Origin of the sequence: Mannheimia haemolytica, assembly GCA_900638155.1 — a bacterium.
Lineage (GTDB): Bacteria > Pseudomonadota > Gammaproteobacteria > Enterobacterales > Pasteurellaceae > Mannheimia > Mannheimia glucosida.
On sequence record LR134495.1, the window covers coordinates 900,553 to 916,182 of the forward strand.

Genomic DNA, 15,630 nt, shown 5'->3' on the forward strand with positions numbered 1-15,630 from the left:
TACTACTGAAAATCTTACCCTCCCTTTTCTAAAGCGAGGAGATAGAGCAGCATATATTTTGAATTAAACTACTTACTTAATAACTCCAAAAAGAAGCGTCTTTCAAATGGATCTAGCGTCACATTTTTCACTTCTTTATGTGCCACCACATTTTGTTGGTAATAAACCACCGGAATGATTGGCAACTCATTGTAAATAATTTTGCTAACAGTTTGCTTTAATGCTTTCGCTTTTTGCGGGGCACGCTCGGTTTCGAGTGATTTGACGGCATTATCCACCTCAGTATTTTGCCAATTCATTACCCCCCAATCACTGCCACCATTGGCGAAGTCGGAGGCAATTACGCCATATGGATCTAAGGTTTTGCCATAATTTAATGCATAAAGAGCCATTTCTAAGCTGCCATCTTGATGCCCAGCCGGAATTTCGCTGAAATTCCCTACCGAAACATTCACTTCTACGCCAATTTGTTTCCATTGAGCTTGTAAGATAGTGGCGATCACCGGTAATTCAGGACGATCTGAGAAGGTTCGCATCGTAAAGCTAAATGGCTTGCCGTCTTTGGTTAAGCGGCCTTGTTCATCAAAGGTATAGCCGGAAGCGGTCAGATTTTGTTTAATTTTTGCAATATCGACCGCTTGTTCTACGGTATCAACACGCCAGTCGGCAAAGGCTTTCGGTAAAATTTGATCGGCAGCGCCGTTCTCAATTTTTAAGACCTGCTCAGCAATCGCCTTGCGATTAATCGCTTGCGATAAGGCTTGACGAATCGCTAAGTCGTTAAAAAACGGCTTTGCCACGTCCATTTTTAATTGAATAGTGCGGGCAATCGATCCGCTGGTTAATTGCAGGTTAGGATCGGCTTTCAGTCTTGCCACGCTGGCGGTATCTAAATTAAATACCAGTGATGACGGCTCGCTTTGTGCCATTAACATGCGGGTTTCACTGCGGCTGCTGGCTAAATAATTGGCTTGCTGAACTTGCGGTTTTTTGCCCCAATAGCCCTCAAACTGTGCAGCTTCCAATTTCTGCGGAGCTTCAATTTTTGTGGGTTTAAACGCACCTGTACCGATGATTTGGGTCACTTCGCCTTTTTCATTATAGCTTTCCGGTGCCAAAATTAAGGCGGTGTAGTGGGTTAAAAAGGAAGGAAACGGCACGAAAGCTTTAGTTAGCTCAATTTCTACTTTGTTATCTACCGCTCGAATTTCCTTGATAAAGGCTTTTGCTAACACACCCGGTTTGCTTTTTGCGATATTCAAACTATTTACCACCGCTTGTGCAGTAAGTGGTTGATTGTTATGGAATTTCACCCCATCACGCAAGGTAAAACGCCAGATTGTTCCCTCTTCGTTACTGCTCCAGTCAGTGGCTAATGCCGGAATTAAATTCCCGTTAAGATCGGCTTCGACCAAGGTTTCTGCTAAGTTCATACGCTGGAAAATCACGCCTGATTGGTTCGGGTCAAGGCTATTGATTTCCCACGGAGCAACCACGGTTGCAAGCGGTAATATTTCCGCATTTTTTTGCGATTGAGTATTCTCTACTTGCGGTTTTTCTGCGGTTGCTTGAGTGCTGTTTTTATCATCGCAAGCAGAAACACAGAACGCTGCGACAGTTAATGGAATCAACCATTTTTTCATTTTATTTTCTCCATAAAAAAATCAGGGCTATGAATATTGGCGAACTTTAGCATATTTCCATAAAAAAAGTAGAGTTTTTTAGTGAAGTATTTTTAAATGGTGGTTTAATCGGCAAATAGTGAGATAAATTACATTCGTTACAGATTGTTTTTGGGTTGTTTTCTCTATGGGTAAGGCGTAAACTGTAAACAGTTTTACTTAAATTATTATTATCAATGAGGTCTTCTATGAAAAAAATTATCACATTGTGTATTTGTATCGCTGGTTTAGCTGGCTGTGCTTCTGAAAATTCTCGTGTTATTGCTCCTACTGAGACAAATGCAGCTCAAACTGCATCTTCTTATCAAGGCATTAAATCACCGATATCTGTAGGTAAATTTGATAATACATCAAGTTTCCAAAATGGAATTTTCTCTGATGGGGAAGATCAACTAGCAAGCCAATCGAAAACAATTTTAGTCTCTCATTTGCAACAAACGGGGCGTTTTTCGGTATTAGATCGTACTAATATGAGTGAGATCGCTACTGAGTCAAAAATTAAAGGGAAAAAACAGAATTTAAAAGGAGCTACTTATGTGATTACCGGTAATATAACAGAATTCGGACGTAAAACTGTCGGTGATCATCAATTATTCGGTATTTTAGGAAGAGGAAAAGAACAAGTTGCTTATGCGAAAGTGATGCTAAATGTAGTTAATGTAAGTACTTCAGAAGTTGTTTTTTCTGCTCAAGGTGCTGGAGAATACAATTTATCTAATAGAGAAGTATTAGGATTTGGCGGTACTGCAGGCTATGATTCAACATTAAATGGCAAAGTGTTAGATTTAGCTATTCGTGAAGCAGTTAATAATTTAGTTAATGGAATTGAGTCAGGTCGCTGGACACCTTCAAAATAGAGAGGTTCTATGAAAATCATTAAATTAATTGGTATCGCTACAGGCGTTTTATTACTTGCAGCCTGTGCAGGTCAACAAAAGAATACGGATTTATACCATTGGGGCAATTATTCTGATGTGGTATATAGCCACTATAATGAACCGGGTGATTTTGCTAAACAGGAGCAATCTTTAAATCAAATTATTTCACAAGCAAAAGAGCTAAATAAGCCAGTGGCTCCAGGAGTATACGGGCATTTAGGTTTGGCCTTATTAAAGCAAGGTAAATCTGGCGAGGCAAAAGCTGCATTTCAGCAGGAGCAATCGCTTTATCCTGAAAGTACTCAATTTATCCAATTTTTACAGCGTAAAAAATAAGGGAAAGAATGATGAAAAAATTATTAGTTGCTCTAACCGGTATGATTTTACTTGCTGGTTGTGCGGGCAAAAAAGTACCAGAGTATGATTATACAGCGTTGAAAGAGAGTAAACCTAAATCTATTTTAGTGGTTATGCCTGTGAATAATTCTGTTGATGCAAAAGCAGATACTAGTGTGCTTGCTCGAGCTTCTTATCAATTAGCAGAAAAAGGGTATTATGTTTATCCTGTTGCTTTAGTTGATGAAACTTTTAAACAGAATGGTTTAATAGATGGTGCGGCTATCCGCAGTGCAAGTACTAAAAAGATTTACGATATTTTTGGAGCTGATAGTATCCTTTACTTGAATGTGAATGAATATGGCACAAGCTATCAGGTCTTCGATAGTGTCACGAAAGTTTCTCTTGAAGGAAAATTAGTCGATTTGAAAACAGGGAAAACCTTATGGGAAGGGACCGGGTCACATAGCAAAGGTTCAACTAACAGTAATGATGGTGCTTTAGTTGCTTTAGTTAAAGCAGTTGTAAACCAAGTGATTGATACTTCGAAAGATAAAGGTTATGAAGTGTCTGCATTCGCAATGAGTAACTTAGTCCATTTAGGTAAAAATGGTGGGTTATTGGTTGGTCCACGTCATCCAAGTTATAATCTAAGTGATAAGAAGTAAGATAAATTTTATACTTCTTATTTGAAAAGATAATGGTCAATTTTCTGCAAAATTTTACAGAAAATTGACCGCTTGTGCTTTATTTGTAGGGGCGAAAGATTTTTTGCCCCTACTGGTTTTTAGTGCTCTCTCGTTTTAAAGAACTGTACGTCAGGGTAACGCTCTTGAGCGAGGTTTAAGTTCACCATTGTTGGGGCGATGTAGGTAAGATTATCACCGCCATCTAGGGCAAGGTTTGCTTCGTTTTTGCGTTTGAACTCTTCAAATTTTTTGGCATCTTTGCCTTCGACCCAGCGGGCTGTGGCAACGTTTACGGTTTCATAAATTGCCTCTACACCGTATTCGGTTTTCAGCCGTGAAACCACCACGTCAAACTGTAATACCCCAACTGCACCTACGATTAAATCGTTATTGATTAACGGGCGGAACACTTGCACTGCCCCTTCTTCGGAAAGCTGTACCAAGCCTTTGAGTAGCTGTTTCTGTTTGAGCGGATCACGCAGGCGGATTCGGCGGAACAGCTCAGGGGCGAAGTTCGGAATACCGGTGAATTTGAAATTCTCGCCTTGGGTGAAGGTATCGCCAATTTGGATCGTGCCGTGATTGTGCAAGCCGATAATATCGCCGGCGTAGGCTTCTTCGGCGTGTGAACGGTCGCCTGCCATAAAGGTTAAGGCATCAGAAATCACTACATCTTTGCCGATCCGGACGTGTTTAAGCTTCATTCCTTTCTCATATTTACCTGAAACGACACGCATAAAAGCAACCCGATCTCGGTGTTTCGGATCCATATTCGCTTGAATTTTAAATACGAAACCGCTGAATTTTTCCTCGTTTGGTGAGACTTCACGTTCGTCCGATTGGCGGGCTTGTGGTGCCGGCGCCCATTCGGTTAAACCATCAAGGAAATGATTAACCCCGAAGTTACCCAGTGCAGTACCAAAGAAAACCGGTGTTAGTTCGCCTTTGATAAATTCGGCATGATCGAACTCGTGCGAAGCACCTTGCACTAATTCCAATTCATCACGCAACTGCTGGGCTAAATCATCGCCAACGGCTTGATCCAGTTCCGGATTATTTAAGCCTTTAACCACTCGTACTTCTTGAATGGTATGACCTTGTCCGGTTTGGTATAAGTAGGTTTCGTCCTTGTAAAGGTGATATACCCCTTTAAACAATTTTCCGCAACCAATCGGCCAAGTGATCGGCGCACATTTGATTTTCAGCACGCTTTCCACTTCATCTAACAGCTCCATCGGGTCACGAATATCACGGTCGAGCTTGTTCATAAAGGTCAGGATTGGCGTATCACGCAAGCGGGTCACTTCCATTAATTTAATGGTGCGTTCCTCAACCCCTTTTGCCGAGTCGATAACCATTAAGCAGCTATCTACTGCGGTTAAAGTACGATAAGTATCTTCCGAGAAGTCTTCGTGCCCCGGTGTGTCGAGCAGGTTTACTAAGCAATCATTGTACGGGAACTGCATCACGGAGGTGGTAATCGAAATTCCACGTTGTTTTTCCATCTCCATCCAGTCGGATTTAGCGTGTTGTGCCGAGCCTTTGCCTTTTACCGAGCCGGCAGTTTGGATTGCATTTCCGTAGAGCAATACTTTTTCGGTAATGGTGGTTTTACCCGCATCGGGGTGGGAAATAATCGCAAAGGTGCGACGTTTATTGACTTCTTGTGGATATGACATTTTCTCAACCAATTAAAATAAAAAGGGCGGAAAGTCCGCCAAAAAATTTAGCGTTATTTTCGCTGATTTGAGGCGAGAGGGCAAGCGGTTAAATTTGGCGGAAATTTTGCAAAATCGGCTAGATTTGCAAAAATTTTGTAAAAATCGACCGCTTGCTTTGGCACAATCTTGGAAACAGGGTAGAATAACCAACTTTGACTTTATTATCGATGAATCTATTATGATGAAAAAATTTATTCCTGTTATGATTGCGGCTCTGGTGTTAAGCGCCTGTTCCTCCCAGCCGGCAAAAAGGAAAAGCACACCACGGATTAAAGCAACTGCTGCTTATATTCCAACCGAAAATTCCGCTTATGTGGTGTTTGACTTAAACCAAAAGAAATTTTTGGAAGGTAAGAATTTCAATTTAGTTCGCCCGATTGCTTCGGTCACAAAATTAATGACAGCAGTCGTTTTCTTAGAAGAAAACCGCTATGGGGCGAGTTGCCAAACCCAAATTTTGCCGTCAGATGCTGATTTCTTAAAAGGCACGACCAGCCCATTGCCGAAAAATCTTAACATTGCCTGTAGTGAATTGTTAAAAGCGATGTTAGTACGTTCCGATAACTATGCTGCACACGCTCTGGCACACGCAACGCATTTAAACAAAGCCCAGTTTTTGGCTCGAATGAATAGCAAAGCCCGTGAAATAGGTATGACTCAAACCTACTTTGGCGATAGTTCAGGCTTATCTTCAGACAATGTTTCAACCGTAGTGGATTTGGCTAAACTGGCAGGTTATGCGGCAAGCAAGCCGGAAATTCAACAATTATCTAATTCCCCAATGGTGAGCGTGTATGCCGGTGGTCAATATTTTTCGATGAAGAACACCAACAAAATGGTGAGAGAGCAGAGTTATCCTGCAATGGTGAGCAAAACCGGCTACACTCGTGAGGCAGGTTATAATTTAGCCTTTATTACCCAACAAAACTGCAACGGAAAACGCATAGGGGTGGTGAGCTTAAATAACAGCAGTTCGGCAGACCGTGTTGATTTTACCGAGACGATGTTGGCGAAATATCAGTGTAAAGCCAATCCGTTTAGATATGATGGCTAGTGGCGATTAACCTTGAGAAGATCAAGGTTTTTCTCTAAAATATTGCGATTTATTCAACATTGATTATTTAACATTGATAGGCATCTTGTGTCAGAAATTAAATTAATTGTCGGGCTTGCAAACCCCGGGGCGAAATATGAAGAAACCCGCCATAATGCCGGCGAGTGGCTGGTGAATGAACTTGCCAGAATCTATAACGTCAGTCTAAAAGAAGAACCGAAATATTTTGGCAAAGTGGCAAAAATTAATACGGCTCAAGGCGAAGTTCGTTTATTAGTGCCAACCACTTTTATGAATTTAAGTGGTAAAGCGGTGGGCGCGTTAGCCAATTTTTATCGAATTAAGCCGGAAGAAATTTTGGTCGCTCACGATGAATTAGATTTACCGCCCGGTTCGGTGAAATTAAAAAAAGGCGGCGGACATGGTGGGCATAACGGTTTGAAAGATATTATTGCCGCCCTTGGCAATAATAAAGAGTTTTACCGTGTTAGAATCGGCATCGGACACCCGGGGCATAAAGATATGGTAGCAGGCTATGTGTTAGGTAAGCCTGCTCCGCAAGAAAAAGAGCTAATCAATGCAACCGTTGATGAAGCCGCACGTTGCGTAGAAGTTTTATTTAAAGACGGAATGGTTAAGGCAACTAACCGTTTAAATAGTTTTAAAGCAAATTAAAACTCTCTCCCCTTGCGGGAGAGAGACCGAAAAATACTTCGAGAAGTATTTTTCAGAGATAGGGAAGCGGTCATATTTGAGGAAATTATTGCAATTTCGCCCTCTCCCTCATTTTCGCTTCTGAACGAAGCTCAAATTTGTCCCTCTCCCACAAGGGGAGAGGGGATATTCTAAGGAACAAAAAATGGGATTTAAATGTGGTATCGTGGGTTTACCAAACGTTGGTAAATCGACTCTTTTCAATGCGTTAACCAAAGCAGGTATTGAGGCGGCAAACTATCCGTTCTGTACGATTGAACCAAACACCGGTGTGGTGCCAATGCCCGACCCTCGCTTAGATGCGTTGGCGGAAATTGTGAAACCTGAGCGTGTGCTTCCAACGACAATGGAATTTGTGGATATTGCCGGCTTAGTGGCAGGTGCGAGCAAAGGTGAGGGGTTGGGTAATAAATTCTTAGCCAATATTCGTGAAACCGATGCGATTGGTCACGTTGTACGTTGTTTTGAAAATGATGACATTGTTCACGTTGCAGGGAAAATTGACCCAGCCGATGATATTGAAATCATCAACACCGAATTGGCTCTTGCCGATTTAGACAGTTGCGAACGTGCTATTCAGCGTTTACAAAAACGTGCTAAAGGTGGCGATAAAGACGCAAAATTTGAATTATCGATTATGGAAAAAATCCTACCTGTGCTTGAAAATGCCGGTATGATTCGTTCGGTAGATTTAGATAAGGATGAACTGCACGCTATTAAGGGCTACAACTTCTTAACTTTAAAACCGACAATGTATATTGCCAACGTGAACGAAGACGGTTTTGAAAATAACCCTTATCTTGACCGTGTGCGTGAAATTGCCGAAAAAGAAGGGGCGGTGGTTGTACCGGTGTGTGCAGCGATTGAATCGGAAATTGCCGAGCTTGATGACGAAGAAAAAGTGGAATTTCTACAAGATTTAGGCATTGAAGAGCCGGGCTTAAACCGTGTTATTCGTGCAGGCTACCGTTTACTTAACTTACAAACCTACTTTACCGCAGGGGTAAAAGAAGTGCGTGCGTGGACGGTTTCGGTAGGTGCAACCGCTCCAAAAGCAGCAGCCGTGATTCACACTGACTTTGAGAAAGGCTTTATTCGTGCGGAAGTAATTGCTTACCAAGACTTCATCGACAATAAAGGTGAAGCCGGTGCAAAAGAAGCGGGTAAATGGCGTTTGGAAGGTAAAGATTATATTGTTCAAGACGGCGATGTAATGCACTTCCGTTTCAATGTTTAATTTGCAAATTTTTGCCTAAAAAAGACCGCTTGTTGATCTGCAAGCGGTCTTTTTTGTTAATTAATTGCATATTGCTCGATTCGGTAAGAATGTCTTAAATAGGGCTAACTATTAAGTATTAAATGAAAATAAATATGTCTCTTTTTTAACCATACAATCATTAAAAATGCGAGTTAGATCACAAAATTGTAACAACCTAGTTACATTAGTTTTTTTTAAGAGTACAATTCGCACCTATCCGACCAGTTAGGTCATTTTATAATCATATAAAGAGGTGCAGTATGGCTCTATTCCTGAGCGTATTTCCAATTGTTTTGCTCATTTATTTAATGGTAAAACGTAACGCGTTACCGTCTTATGTGGCTTTACCACTTACGGCGCTATTAATTTTTGTGCTTCAGCTTACCTATTTTGGTAATGATACCACGTTAATCTTTGCCAATATTATTGCCGGTTTAGGTGATGTATTAACCCCAATTACCGTTATTTTCGGGGCGATTTTATTTAACCGTTTCTCTGAAGTTTCAGGTGCAACCAACACTATGCGTAAATGGTTAGGGACAATTAACCCGAATCCGGTGGCACAGTTGATGATTATCGGTTGGGCATTTGCATTTATGATTGAAGGCGCATCAGGTTTCGGTACGCCGGCGGCAATTGCAGCTCCAATTCTGGTTGGTTTAGGCTTTAAACCGTTACAAGTGGCAATGTTAGCCTTAGTAATGAACTCTGTGCCGGTGTCATTTGGTGCGGTTGGCACACCAACTTGGTTTGGTATGGGACCATTATTAAAAGATGGTTTACTAACCGATGCACAAGTGCTTGAAATTGGTTCTATTACTGCACTGATCCACTCTATTGCTGCGTTTATTATTCCAGTTATGGCATTGCGTTTAATTGTGAGCTGGAAAGAAATTCGTCAAAATATTGTGTTTATCTACATCAGCATTTTTGCCTGTGTTATTCCTTACTTCATTATTGCTCAATTTAACTACGAATTCCCATCATTAGTTGCTGGAGCGATTGGTTTATTGGTGTCGGTATTTGTGGCAAATATGGGTATTGGTTTAGCAAAAAGCGAGAACAATCTGGGTGGCGAGAAAGCCACTTTGGGTGAGGTAGCAAAAGCATTATTACCAACCGGTTTATTAATCTTCATTTTGGTAATCACCCGTATTCAACAGCTTCCGTTAAAAGCGATGCTTAATGATGCAACCGCTTGGATTGTCAGCTCGCTTGGTTTTGCCAACTTTGAAATCAGCCAAGGCTTAATTTTCGCCTTGAAAAACATTTTAGGTACAAATGTAGCAACCAGCTATAAATTATTATATGTGCCGGCGTTGATTCCGTTTGTCGTTACTGTGCTTATCTGTTTACCGATTTTTGCAGTGTCTGGCAGAAATACCAAAGAGATTTTCGGTACATCATTTAGCCAAGTGAAAAAACCATTCTTAGCACTTTTAGGTGCGATTATTATGGTAAAATTGATGTTAATTGGTGGCTCGGAGTCAATGGTGCAAACTATCGGTAGAAGTTTTGCTGAATTTACCGGTCAATCTTGGACATTATTTGCATCATTCTTAGGGGCAATCGGTGCGTTCTTCTCCGGCTCAAATACGGTATCTAACTTAACCTTCGGTACGGTACAATATGCAACTGCACAACAAGTTGGTTTATCTGTTACCTTAATTCTTGCCTTACAATCTGTTGGTGGTGCAATGGGGAATATGGTGTGTATTAACAACATCGTGGCTGTGTGTTCTGTTACCGGCATTGAGAAACAAGAAGGCAATATTATTAAGAAAACAGCCGTGCCAATGTTCGTGTATGGCGTGATTGCTGCGATTTCGGCATTGTTTATAGTACCTATGTTCTATAACCTATAATGAGTTAATAATCAGCCTACTTGATTTAGAAAGGAAGCGGTGAGATTTAGCAAATTTTTTGTAAATCCGCCTCTTCCTTTCGCCGTCTTAGAACGGCATTTTTTTGAGTTTAATTCTTATTTATATTTACTGTGGGGGTTCTTTATGAACGTTAATTTTTACGTTACCTGCATTGCAGATGTGATGAAAGCCGGGGTAGCAAAAAATACCGTGCTTTTATTGGAAAAATTAGGTTGTAAAATCACTTTCTTAGAAAAACAAGGTTGCTGTGGACAACCTGCGATAAACAGTGGTTATACCAAGCAAGCTTTAGCAGGTATGAAAAACTTGGTTGAAACCTTTGAAGCTAATGATTACCCGATTGTCGCCCCGGCAGGTTCTTGTGTATATGCGATCAAAACCTATCCGGATCATTTTGAACGCTTTGGCGAAAAAGAGTGGGCAGAACGAGCGAAGAAAGTGGCTGATCGTTTCTATGATTTAACCGATTTTATTGTGAACAAACTGGGCGTGAAAGATGTCGGGGCTTATTTACCGGGCAAAGCAGTTTATCACCCGTCTTGCAGCTTATTCCGTAAGCTGGGGATTAAAGATGAGCCTATTGCTTTATTACAGCACGTTAAAGGGTTAGAGTTATTACCAATCAAAAACCAAGAAACTTGCTGTGGTTTTGGTGGCACATTCTCGGTCAAAATGGCAGAAATTTCCGGCGAGATGGTAAAAGAGAAAGTCGCAAATGTAGATATCGATGAGCCGGATTATTTAATCGGGGCAGATGTAAGCTGCTTAATGAACATTGGCGGTCGTTTAAGCCGTGAAGGTAAGCCAATCAAAGTGATGCACATTGCCGAAGTGTTAATGCAGGGAGGAAAATAAGATGTCTTATTTACAAACCAACACCCTGCCATTTAAACAACGTGTTGAGCAGCAAGTTAACAACGAGATTGTGCGTAAAGCCTTAGTTAAGGCTCAAGAAACCATTGGGGCAAACCGTCAGCGTATGGTGGATGAGCTGGGCAACTGGGAAGAGTGGCGTGATGATGCGAAAGCCATTCGTAACCACGTTTTAGCTAATTTAGATGCTTATCTCTACCAATTAAGCGAAAAAGTGACACAAAACGGTGGACACGTTTTCTTTGCCGAAACCGCCGAAGAAGCCACTGATTACATCAAAAACGTGGCGAAAGCTAAAAATGCGAAGAAAATCGTAAAATCGAAGTCGATGGTAACCGAAGAGATTGGGATGAACCACGTTTTAGAAGCGGAAGGCATTAAAGTGGTTGAAACCGATTTGGGCGAATATTTATTGCAAATTGTGGGCGATAAGCCATCGCACATCGTTGTGCCTGCGATCCACAAAGACCGCCACAGAATCCGCCAAGAAATGCACGATGTGCTAGGTTATCAAGGTTCGGAAACACCGGAAGAAATGACGGCATTCGTCCGCCAAAAAATCCGTGAAGATTTCTTAGAGGCAGACATCGGTATTTCAGGCTGTAACTTTGCGGTGCCGGAAACCGGTTCGGTTTGTTTGGTTACCAACGAAGGTAATCTGCGTATGGCAACAACCGTGCCGAAAACGCATATTGCGGTAATGGGTATGGAACGTATCGCCCCAACCTTTAAAGAGGTTGATGTCTTGATCACAATGTTGGCTCGCAGTGCAGTAGGGGCAAAACTTACTGCTTACAACACTTGGCTGACAGGCCCTCGTCTTGAAGGCGAAACCGATGGACCGGAAGAGTTCCACTTGGTCATTGTCGATAACGGCCGCTCTAAAATCTTAGAAAGCGAATTCCAAGAAGTGTTGCGTTGTATTCGTTGTGGTGCTTGCTTGAACACTTGCCCGGCGTATCGCCAAATTGGTGGTCACGGCTACGGTTCAATTTATCCGGGCCCGATTGGTTCGGTGATTTCGCCATTACTCGGTGGCTATGAAGAGTTTAAAGAACTGCCATATGCTTGTTCACTTTGTACAGCTTGTAACAGCGTTTGTCCGGTGAAAATTCCATTGGCACAGCTTATCTTAAAACACCGTGAGAAAATTGCCGATGCAGGCTTAACGCCAATGGCAGAACGCCTTTCTATTTTCGGCTTTAACTTTGCAAACTCACACCCAACCCTTTGGAAAGTCGGTGTGAAAGTGGGGGCGAAAGTGGCAAGCAAATTGATTAAAAACGGCAAAGCACCGGTGAATTTTGGGGCGTTAGGCGAGTGGACGAAAGCCCGTGATTTACCGACTGCCGAAGGCGAAAGTTTCCGTGAATGGTTTAATAACAGAGGATAAGAAAATGGATTTACAAAATCGTGAAAATTTCTTAAATAAATTGGCACAGCGTATGGGCAGACCACGCCAAAATGTGCCTGAGCCAATGCCTGTGTTGGAAAACAACCACGCGATTACCCGTTTAACCGATCGCTCTCAACCACAACTTTGCCAAGAGTTTATTGACTTTGCCCGTGTGATGATGGCAGATGTAGTAGAGGCAAAAGAGGCGGATTTACCACAAGCCATTATTGATATTTGTGAAAAATATGGCGGGGCGAGTGTGATCGTGAATAACGATCAACGCCTAAAAGATCTTGGGATTACCGCAGCTATTCAAGCAAAATACCAAGACAGCTATGTGTGGGATTTCAACCAAGCTGAAACTAACTTTGAAAAAGCTAGAAATGCTAACATCGGTGTGGTTTACGGCGAATATGGCTTGGCAGAGTCTGGTGGTATTGTGCTGTTTTCCGATAAAGAATTTGGGCGTTCAGTGAGCTTACTGCCTGAAAAATCGGTGGTGGTGTTACGCAAGAGTACAGTGTTACCTCGTGTGGCACAGCTTGCACAAATTCTGCACGAAAAAGCCCAACAAGGTGAAAGAATGCCATCTTGTGTGAATATCATCTCAGGTCCATCGGCGACTGCAGATATTGAGTTGATCAAAGTAGTTGGCGTTCACGGACCGGTAAATAAAATTTACTTGGTAATTGACGATCTCTAATTGCAAAAAATCCACTGAAAGTAACCGCTTGTAGATAGAAATTTACAAGCGGTTATATTTTTGTAGAGATTTACAAATTAAAAACTGATATTCATTCCAAGCATTGCATTTCTACCCATTTGTGGAATATGTGGTAGATATGAGGCATGTTGGTACATTTTCTGATTAAGCAAGTTATCCACTTTAAGGAATACTTGGTATTCTGTTTGATTAAAATGATTACTATAGGTTACGCCAAGGTTTACTTGATGATGGCCAGGGGTAACTTGTTCGTATTTCGAGACTTTTTTCTGAGCAAAGACTCGGTAATATTCTAACATTCCAGACCAGTTTAGGTTGAAGTCAGCATTAAATCTTGCTCCTAAACGTAGTGGTGGTATACGAGGTGCAGAAATGTCTGGCTGAGAAGCCCATTTGTCAACTTCACCTGTCCAAATGTTGTAACTCATTGCAATATTAGGTAAGTTGACTAACTTTCCACGGACATAGTCTCCGAATACGGCTAAGCGATAATTTGGTGTAAATAGATAACCAATTTCGCCTTCTGCCCCACTAAAGCGAGCTTCGCCTTGATAATATCTATTCACTTTCAGGTTATATTCATCGGTAAAAGATTTAGGTCCACGATTATCATTAAGGGTTAATGGGTAAATATAGTTGCCATAACGGGTATGGTAGAGATTTAATTTATAATCCCATTTGTCGCCAACATAAGCTAACGCTAGCTCTATTTGGTTAGAACGCTCTTTTTTTAGATTTTTATTGCCAGCCTCAAATGCATTTAAAGCAATGTGTTTACCATGAGCATAGAGTTCCTGAGCATTAGGTAAACGTTCTTGATGTGCAGCATTTAATGTTAACTTATGGTTTGGTGCGAAATACCAATGGGTTGCAAAGCTATAAGAATAGCCTTTGTCTTTATGTGGGTCCAAGTTTGGCATAGGTGTATTAAAGCCTAGCCAGCGATCAATTAATTTCACATCATAATCCATTGCTATTTTTTGACGTTCTGCCCGCCCACTTAACTCAAAGGTAAAGTCACCTAAATTAAGGCGTTCAATCGCAAAGAGACTCCATAATTTTGTTTTTGGATTATTGAGTAAAGGCTGTTTATTAAATACTTTTGCAGCTCGTGAAGCTTCAAGTGCAAGTGCTGAGGTAGATTGGTTGGTGTATTGCAGACCAATAGCTCCTTTTAGCCCTTTCCACTCTTTGTGAACCAATTCGAAACGTAGATTTTTTCCTTTGTTCTTGAAGTAATTTTCAACTCTTTTTCCATCTTTTTCATCATGATAGTAATCTACATAGTTAGCTGATATTTTGGCTTCTTCAAAACCAGGAAGTGGATTTTGCAAACTTCCATCAATATCATACCGCTTGGAGTGCATATCAATCCAAGGTTTGCCGTGCTCGTGAGTATCTTGTCCATAATGTGAGCCACCCGGAATATGAGTATGCAGTAAACGGATACCAGGGTTGTTATAGTCAATATCTCCTTCTTCTGCAAGGTGTGGGTAAAAACGTAAATAACCTTTTGCAAACATAACGGCTTGGCGAATAATACTAATAGTATAGTGATCGTATTTGTGTGTGTGACCAATTAATCCGTATTTATCACGGCGATCAGTGTAAGCAATACCAAGATGTCCTCGCTCTCCAATCCAAGAAAGACCTACTGTGCCGGTTTGTGATTGTACATCGCTATCTGGTACGCGGTGGTGAGGTTTGCCTTCAATCGTAAAGTGTGGAGCATAGTATTCGGAAGCTTTGTTATACATTCCCTGTACTCGCAAGGCTAAATGATTTCCAAGGGCAAAGGTTGAGCCTGCATAGGTTAAACGCTCTTTACTGGCTGAGCCAAAACGCACACCAAATTGCCCCTCATAGCCTTTTTCGGGAATAGCGGTTGGAATTTTATTGTCTACTACATTAATTACACCTGCCGTATTACCTGCACTATAAAGTAAAGTGGTTGGACCACGTAAAATTTCAATACGTTTAGCAAGTAGCGCATCTACGGTCACAGCATGATCAGGAGACATTCCCGACATATCTAAGTTTTCGCCATTATTTTGTAAGATTTTTGCACGCTTACTCTCTTGCCCACGAATAATTGGCGTACTTGCACCGCCACCGAACTGGCTTGAATGAATGCCTAATTCACCGGATAAAGCGTTACCTAATGTAATACTACCTTGTTTTAATTTTTTTTCATCAACAACAGATTCATTGCTATTTAGTTCACCACCTAGTAATTTCCCTTTGGTTGAAGGCGTATTTCCATCAACAGTAATAGTCTCTAAAGAGATTTCATTAGCGTAGCCTACTCCACTAATGGCAAGGAGAATTGATACAGTGAGATAATTTTTCTTTAACACGTTTAGAGTCCTTCTAGAATAAATAGCCATAAAAAAATAATGGCAATGAAATTTACAGATAT

General features: G+C 41.3%; 13 protein-coding genes. 10 read left to right on the plus strand and 3 right to left on the minus strand.

All coding sequences use genetic code 11. From position 1 onward, the window contains the following. Nucleotides 1–68: 68 nt before the first annotated feature. Nucleotides 69–1,643 (minus strand): ABC transporter substrate-binding protein, encoded by a 1,575-nt coding sequence (locus EL242_RS04660; RefSeq protein ID WP_126301690.1) that lies wholly within the window; start codon nucleotides 1,641–1,643, stop codon nucleotides 69–71. A gap of 227 nt (nucleotides 1,644–1,870) precedes the next feature. Here EL242_RS04660 and EL242_RS04665 point away from each other — a divergent pair, with 227 nt between their 5' ends. The 3 genes from EL242_RS04665 to EL242_RS04675 are packed head-to-tail and all read left to right on the plus strand — an operon-like array spanning nucleotide 1,871 to nucleotide 3,564. Continuing rightward, complete coding sequence (locus tag EL242_RS04665) at nucleotides 1,871–2,539, plus strand: CsgG/HfaB family protein (protein ID WP_126301691.1); 669 nt, start codon at nucleotides 1,871–1,873, stop codon at nucleotides 2,537–2,539. 9 nt (nucleotides 2,540–2,548) lie between these two features. After that, nucleotides 2,549–2,896: a DUF4810 domain-containing protein gene (locus EL242_RS04670; protein ID WP_126301692.1), complete on the plus strand. Its 348-nt coding sequence runs from the start codon at nucleotides 2,549–2,551 to the stop codon at nucleotides 2,894–2,896. An 11-nt stretch (nucleotides 2,897–2,907) separates the two neighbouring features. Beyond that, nucleotides 2,908–3,564 carry a DUF799 domain-containing protein gene (locus EL242_RS04675; RefSeq protein ID WP_126302714.1) on the plus strand — a complete coding sequence of 219 codons (657 nt, stop codon included), beginning with the start codon at nucleotides 2,908–2,910 and terminating at the stop codon, nucleotides 3,562–3,564. Nucleotides 3,565–3,683: 119 nt separating this feature from the next. Here EL242_RS04675 and prfC read toward each other — a convergent pair whose 3' ends face one another. Further along, entirely contained in the window at nucleotides 3,684–5,264 is a 1,581-nt protein-coding gene (prfC, locus tag EL242_RS04680; protein WP_126301693.1) for a peptide chain release factor 3, read from the minus strand. A 106-nt stretch (nucleotides 5,265–5,370) separates the two neighbouring features. Between prfC and EL242_RS04685 the strand changes: the two genes are divergently transcribed. From EL242_RS04685 to EL242_RS04715, 7 genes are all read left to right on the plus strand, one after another. After that, on the plus strand, nucleotides 5,371–6,360 hold the full coding sequence (locus EL242_RS04685; protein ID WP_232019695.1) for a serine hydrolase: 990 nt from the start codon (nucleotides 5,371–5,373) through the stop codon (nucleotides 6,358–6,360). 87 nt (nucleotides 6,361–6,447) lie between these two features. Then, on the plus strand, nucleotides 6,448–7,035 hold the full coding sequence (pth, locus tag EL242_RS04690) for an aminoacyl-tRNA hydrolase (protein ID WP_126301694.1): 588 nt from the start codon (nucleotides 6,448–6,450) through the stop codon (nucleotides 7,033–7,035). A 184-nt stretch (nucleotides 7,036–7,219) separates the two neighbouring features. Further along, a complete protein-coding gene (gene ychF, locus EL242_RS04695; protein WP_006249875.1) occupies nucleotides 7,220–8,311 on the plus strand; it encodes a redox-regulated ATPase YchF in 1,092 nt (363 codons plus the stop codon). A gap of 281 nt (nucleotides 8,312–8,592) precedes the next feature. Next, a complete protein-coding gene (locus tag EL242_RS04700; RefSeq protein WP_126301695.1) occupies nucleotides 8,593–10,197 on the plus strand; it encodes an L-lactate permease in 1,605 nt (534 codons plus the stop codon). A 144-nt stretch (nucleotides 10,198–10,341) separates the two neighbouring features. Continuing rightward, nucleotides 10,342–11,073: a (Fe-S)-binding protein gene (locus EL242_RS04705; protein ID WP_126301696.1), complete on the plus strand. Its 732-nt coding sequence runs from the start codon at nucleotides 10,342–10,344 to the stop codon at nucleotides 11,071–11,073. A gap of 1 nt (nucleotide 11,074) precedes the next feature. Beyond that, a complete protein-coding gene (locus EL242_RS04710) occupies nucleotides 11,075–12,484 on the plus strand; it encodes a LutB/LldF family L-lactate oxidation iron-sulfur protein (RefSeq protein WP_006249313.1) in 1,410 nt (469 codons plus the stop codon). A 4-nt stretch (nucleotides 12,485–12,488) separates the two neighbouring features. Next, the gene (locus EL242_RS04715; RefSeq protein WP_126301697.1) at nucleotides 12,489–13,190 is read left to right on the plus strand and encodes a LutC/YkgG family protein; all 702 of its coding nucleotides are present in this window, start codon (nucleotides 12,489–12,491) and stop codon (nucleotides 13,188–13,190) included. Nucleotides 13,191–13,267: 77 nt separating this feature from the next. Here the strand turns inward: EL242_RS04715 and EL242_RS04720 are convergent, their stop codons facing one another. Beyond that, complete coding sequence (locus EL242_RS04720) at nucleotides 13,268–15,568, minus strand: TonB-dependent receptor (protein ID WP_197720733.1); 2,301 nt, start codon at nucleotides 15,566–15,568, stop codon at nucleotides 13,268–13,270. Between the last annotated feature and the right edge of the window lie 62 nt (nucleotides 15,569–15,630).

What these genes read in the sequence shown, in the direction of transcription:
- EL242_RS04665 (WP_126301691.1), top strand. Translation starts at nt 1,871, where the DNA reads ATGAAAAAAATTATCACATTGTGTATTTGTATCGCTGGTTTAGCTGGC.
- EL242_RS04705 (WP_126301696.1), top strand. Translation starts at nt 10,342, where the DNA reads ATGAACGTTAATTTTTACGTTACCTGCATTGCAGATGTGATGAAAGCC.
- EL242_RS04715 (WP_126301697.1), top strand. Translation starts at nt 12,489, where the DNA reads ATGGATTTACAAAATCGTGAAAATTTCTTAAATAAATTGGCACAGCGT.
- EL242_RS04700 (WP_126301695.1), top strand. Translation starts at nt 8,593, where the DNA reads ATGGCTCTATTCCTGAGCGTATTTCCAATTGTTTTGCTCATTTATTTA.
- EL242_RS04710 (WP_006249313.1), top strand. Translation starts at nt 11,075, where the DNA reads ATGTCTTATTTACAAACCAACACCCTGCCATTTAAACAACGTGTTGAG.
- prfC (WP_126301693.1), bottom strand. Translation starts at nt 5,264, where the DNA reads ATGTCATATCCACAAGAAGTCAATAAACGTCGCACCTTTGCGATTATT.
- EL242_RS04670 (WP_126301692.1), top strand. Translation starts at nt 2,549, where the DNA reads ATGAAAATCATTAAATTAATTGGTATCGCTACAGGCGTTTTATTACTT.
- EL242_RS04660 (WP_126301690.1), bottom strand. Translation starts at nt 1,643, where the DNA reads ATGAAAAAATGGTTGATTCCATTAACTGTCGCAGCGTTCTGTGTTTCT.
- ychF (WP_006249875.1), top strand. Translation starts at nt 7,220, where the DNA reads ATGGGATTTAAATGTGGTATCGTGGGTTTACCAAACGTTGGTAAATCG.
- EL242_RS04675 (WP_126302714.1), top strand. Translation starts at nt 2,908, where the DNA reads ATGAAAAAATTATTAGTTGCTCTAACCGGTATGATTTTACTTGCTGGT.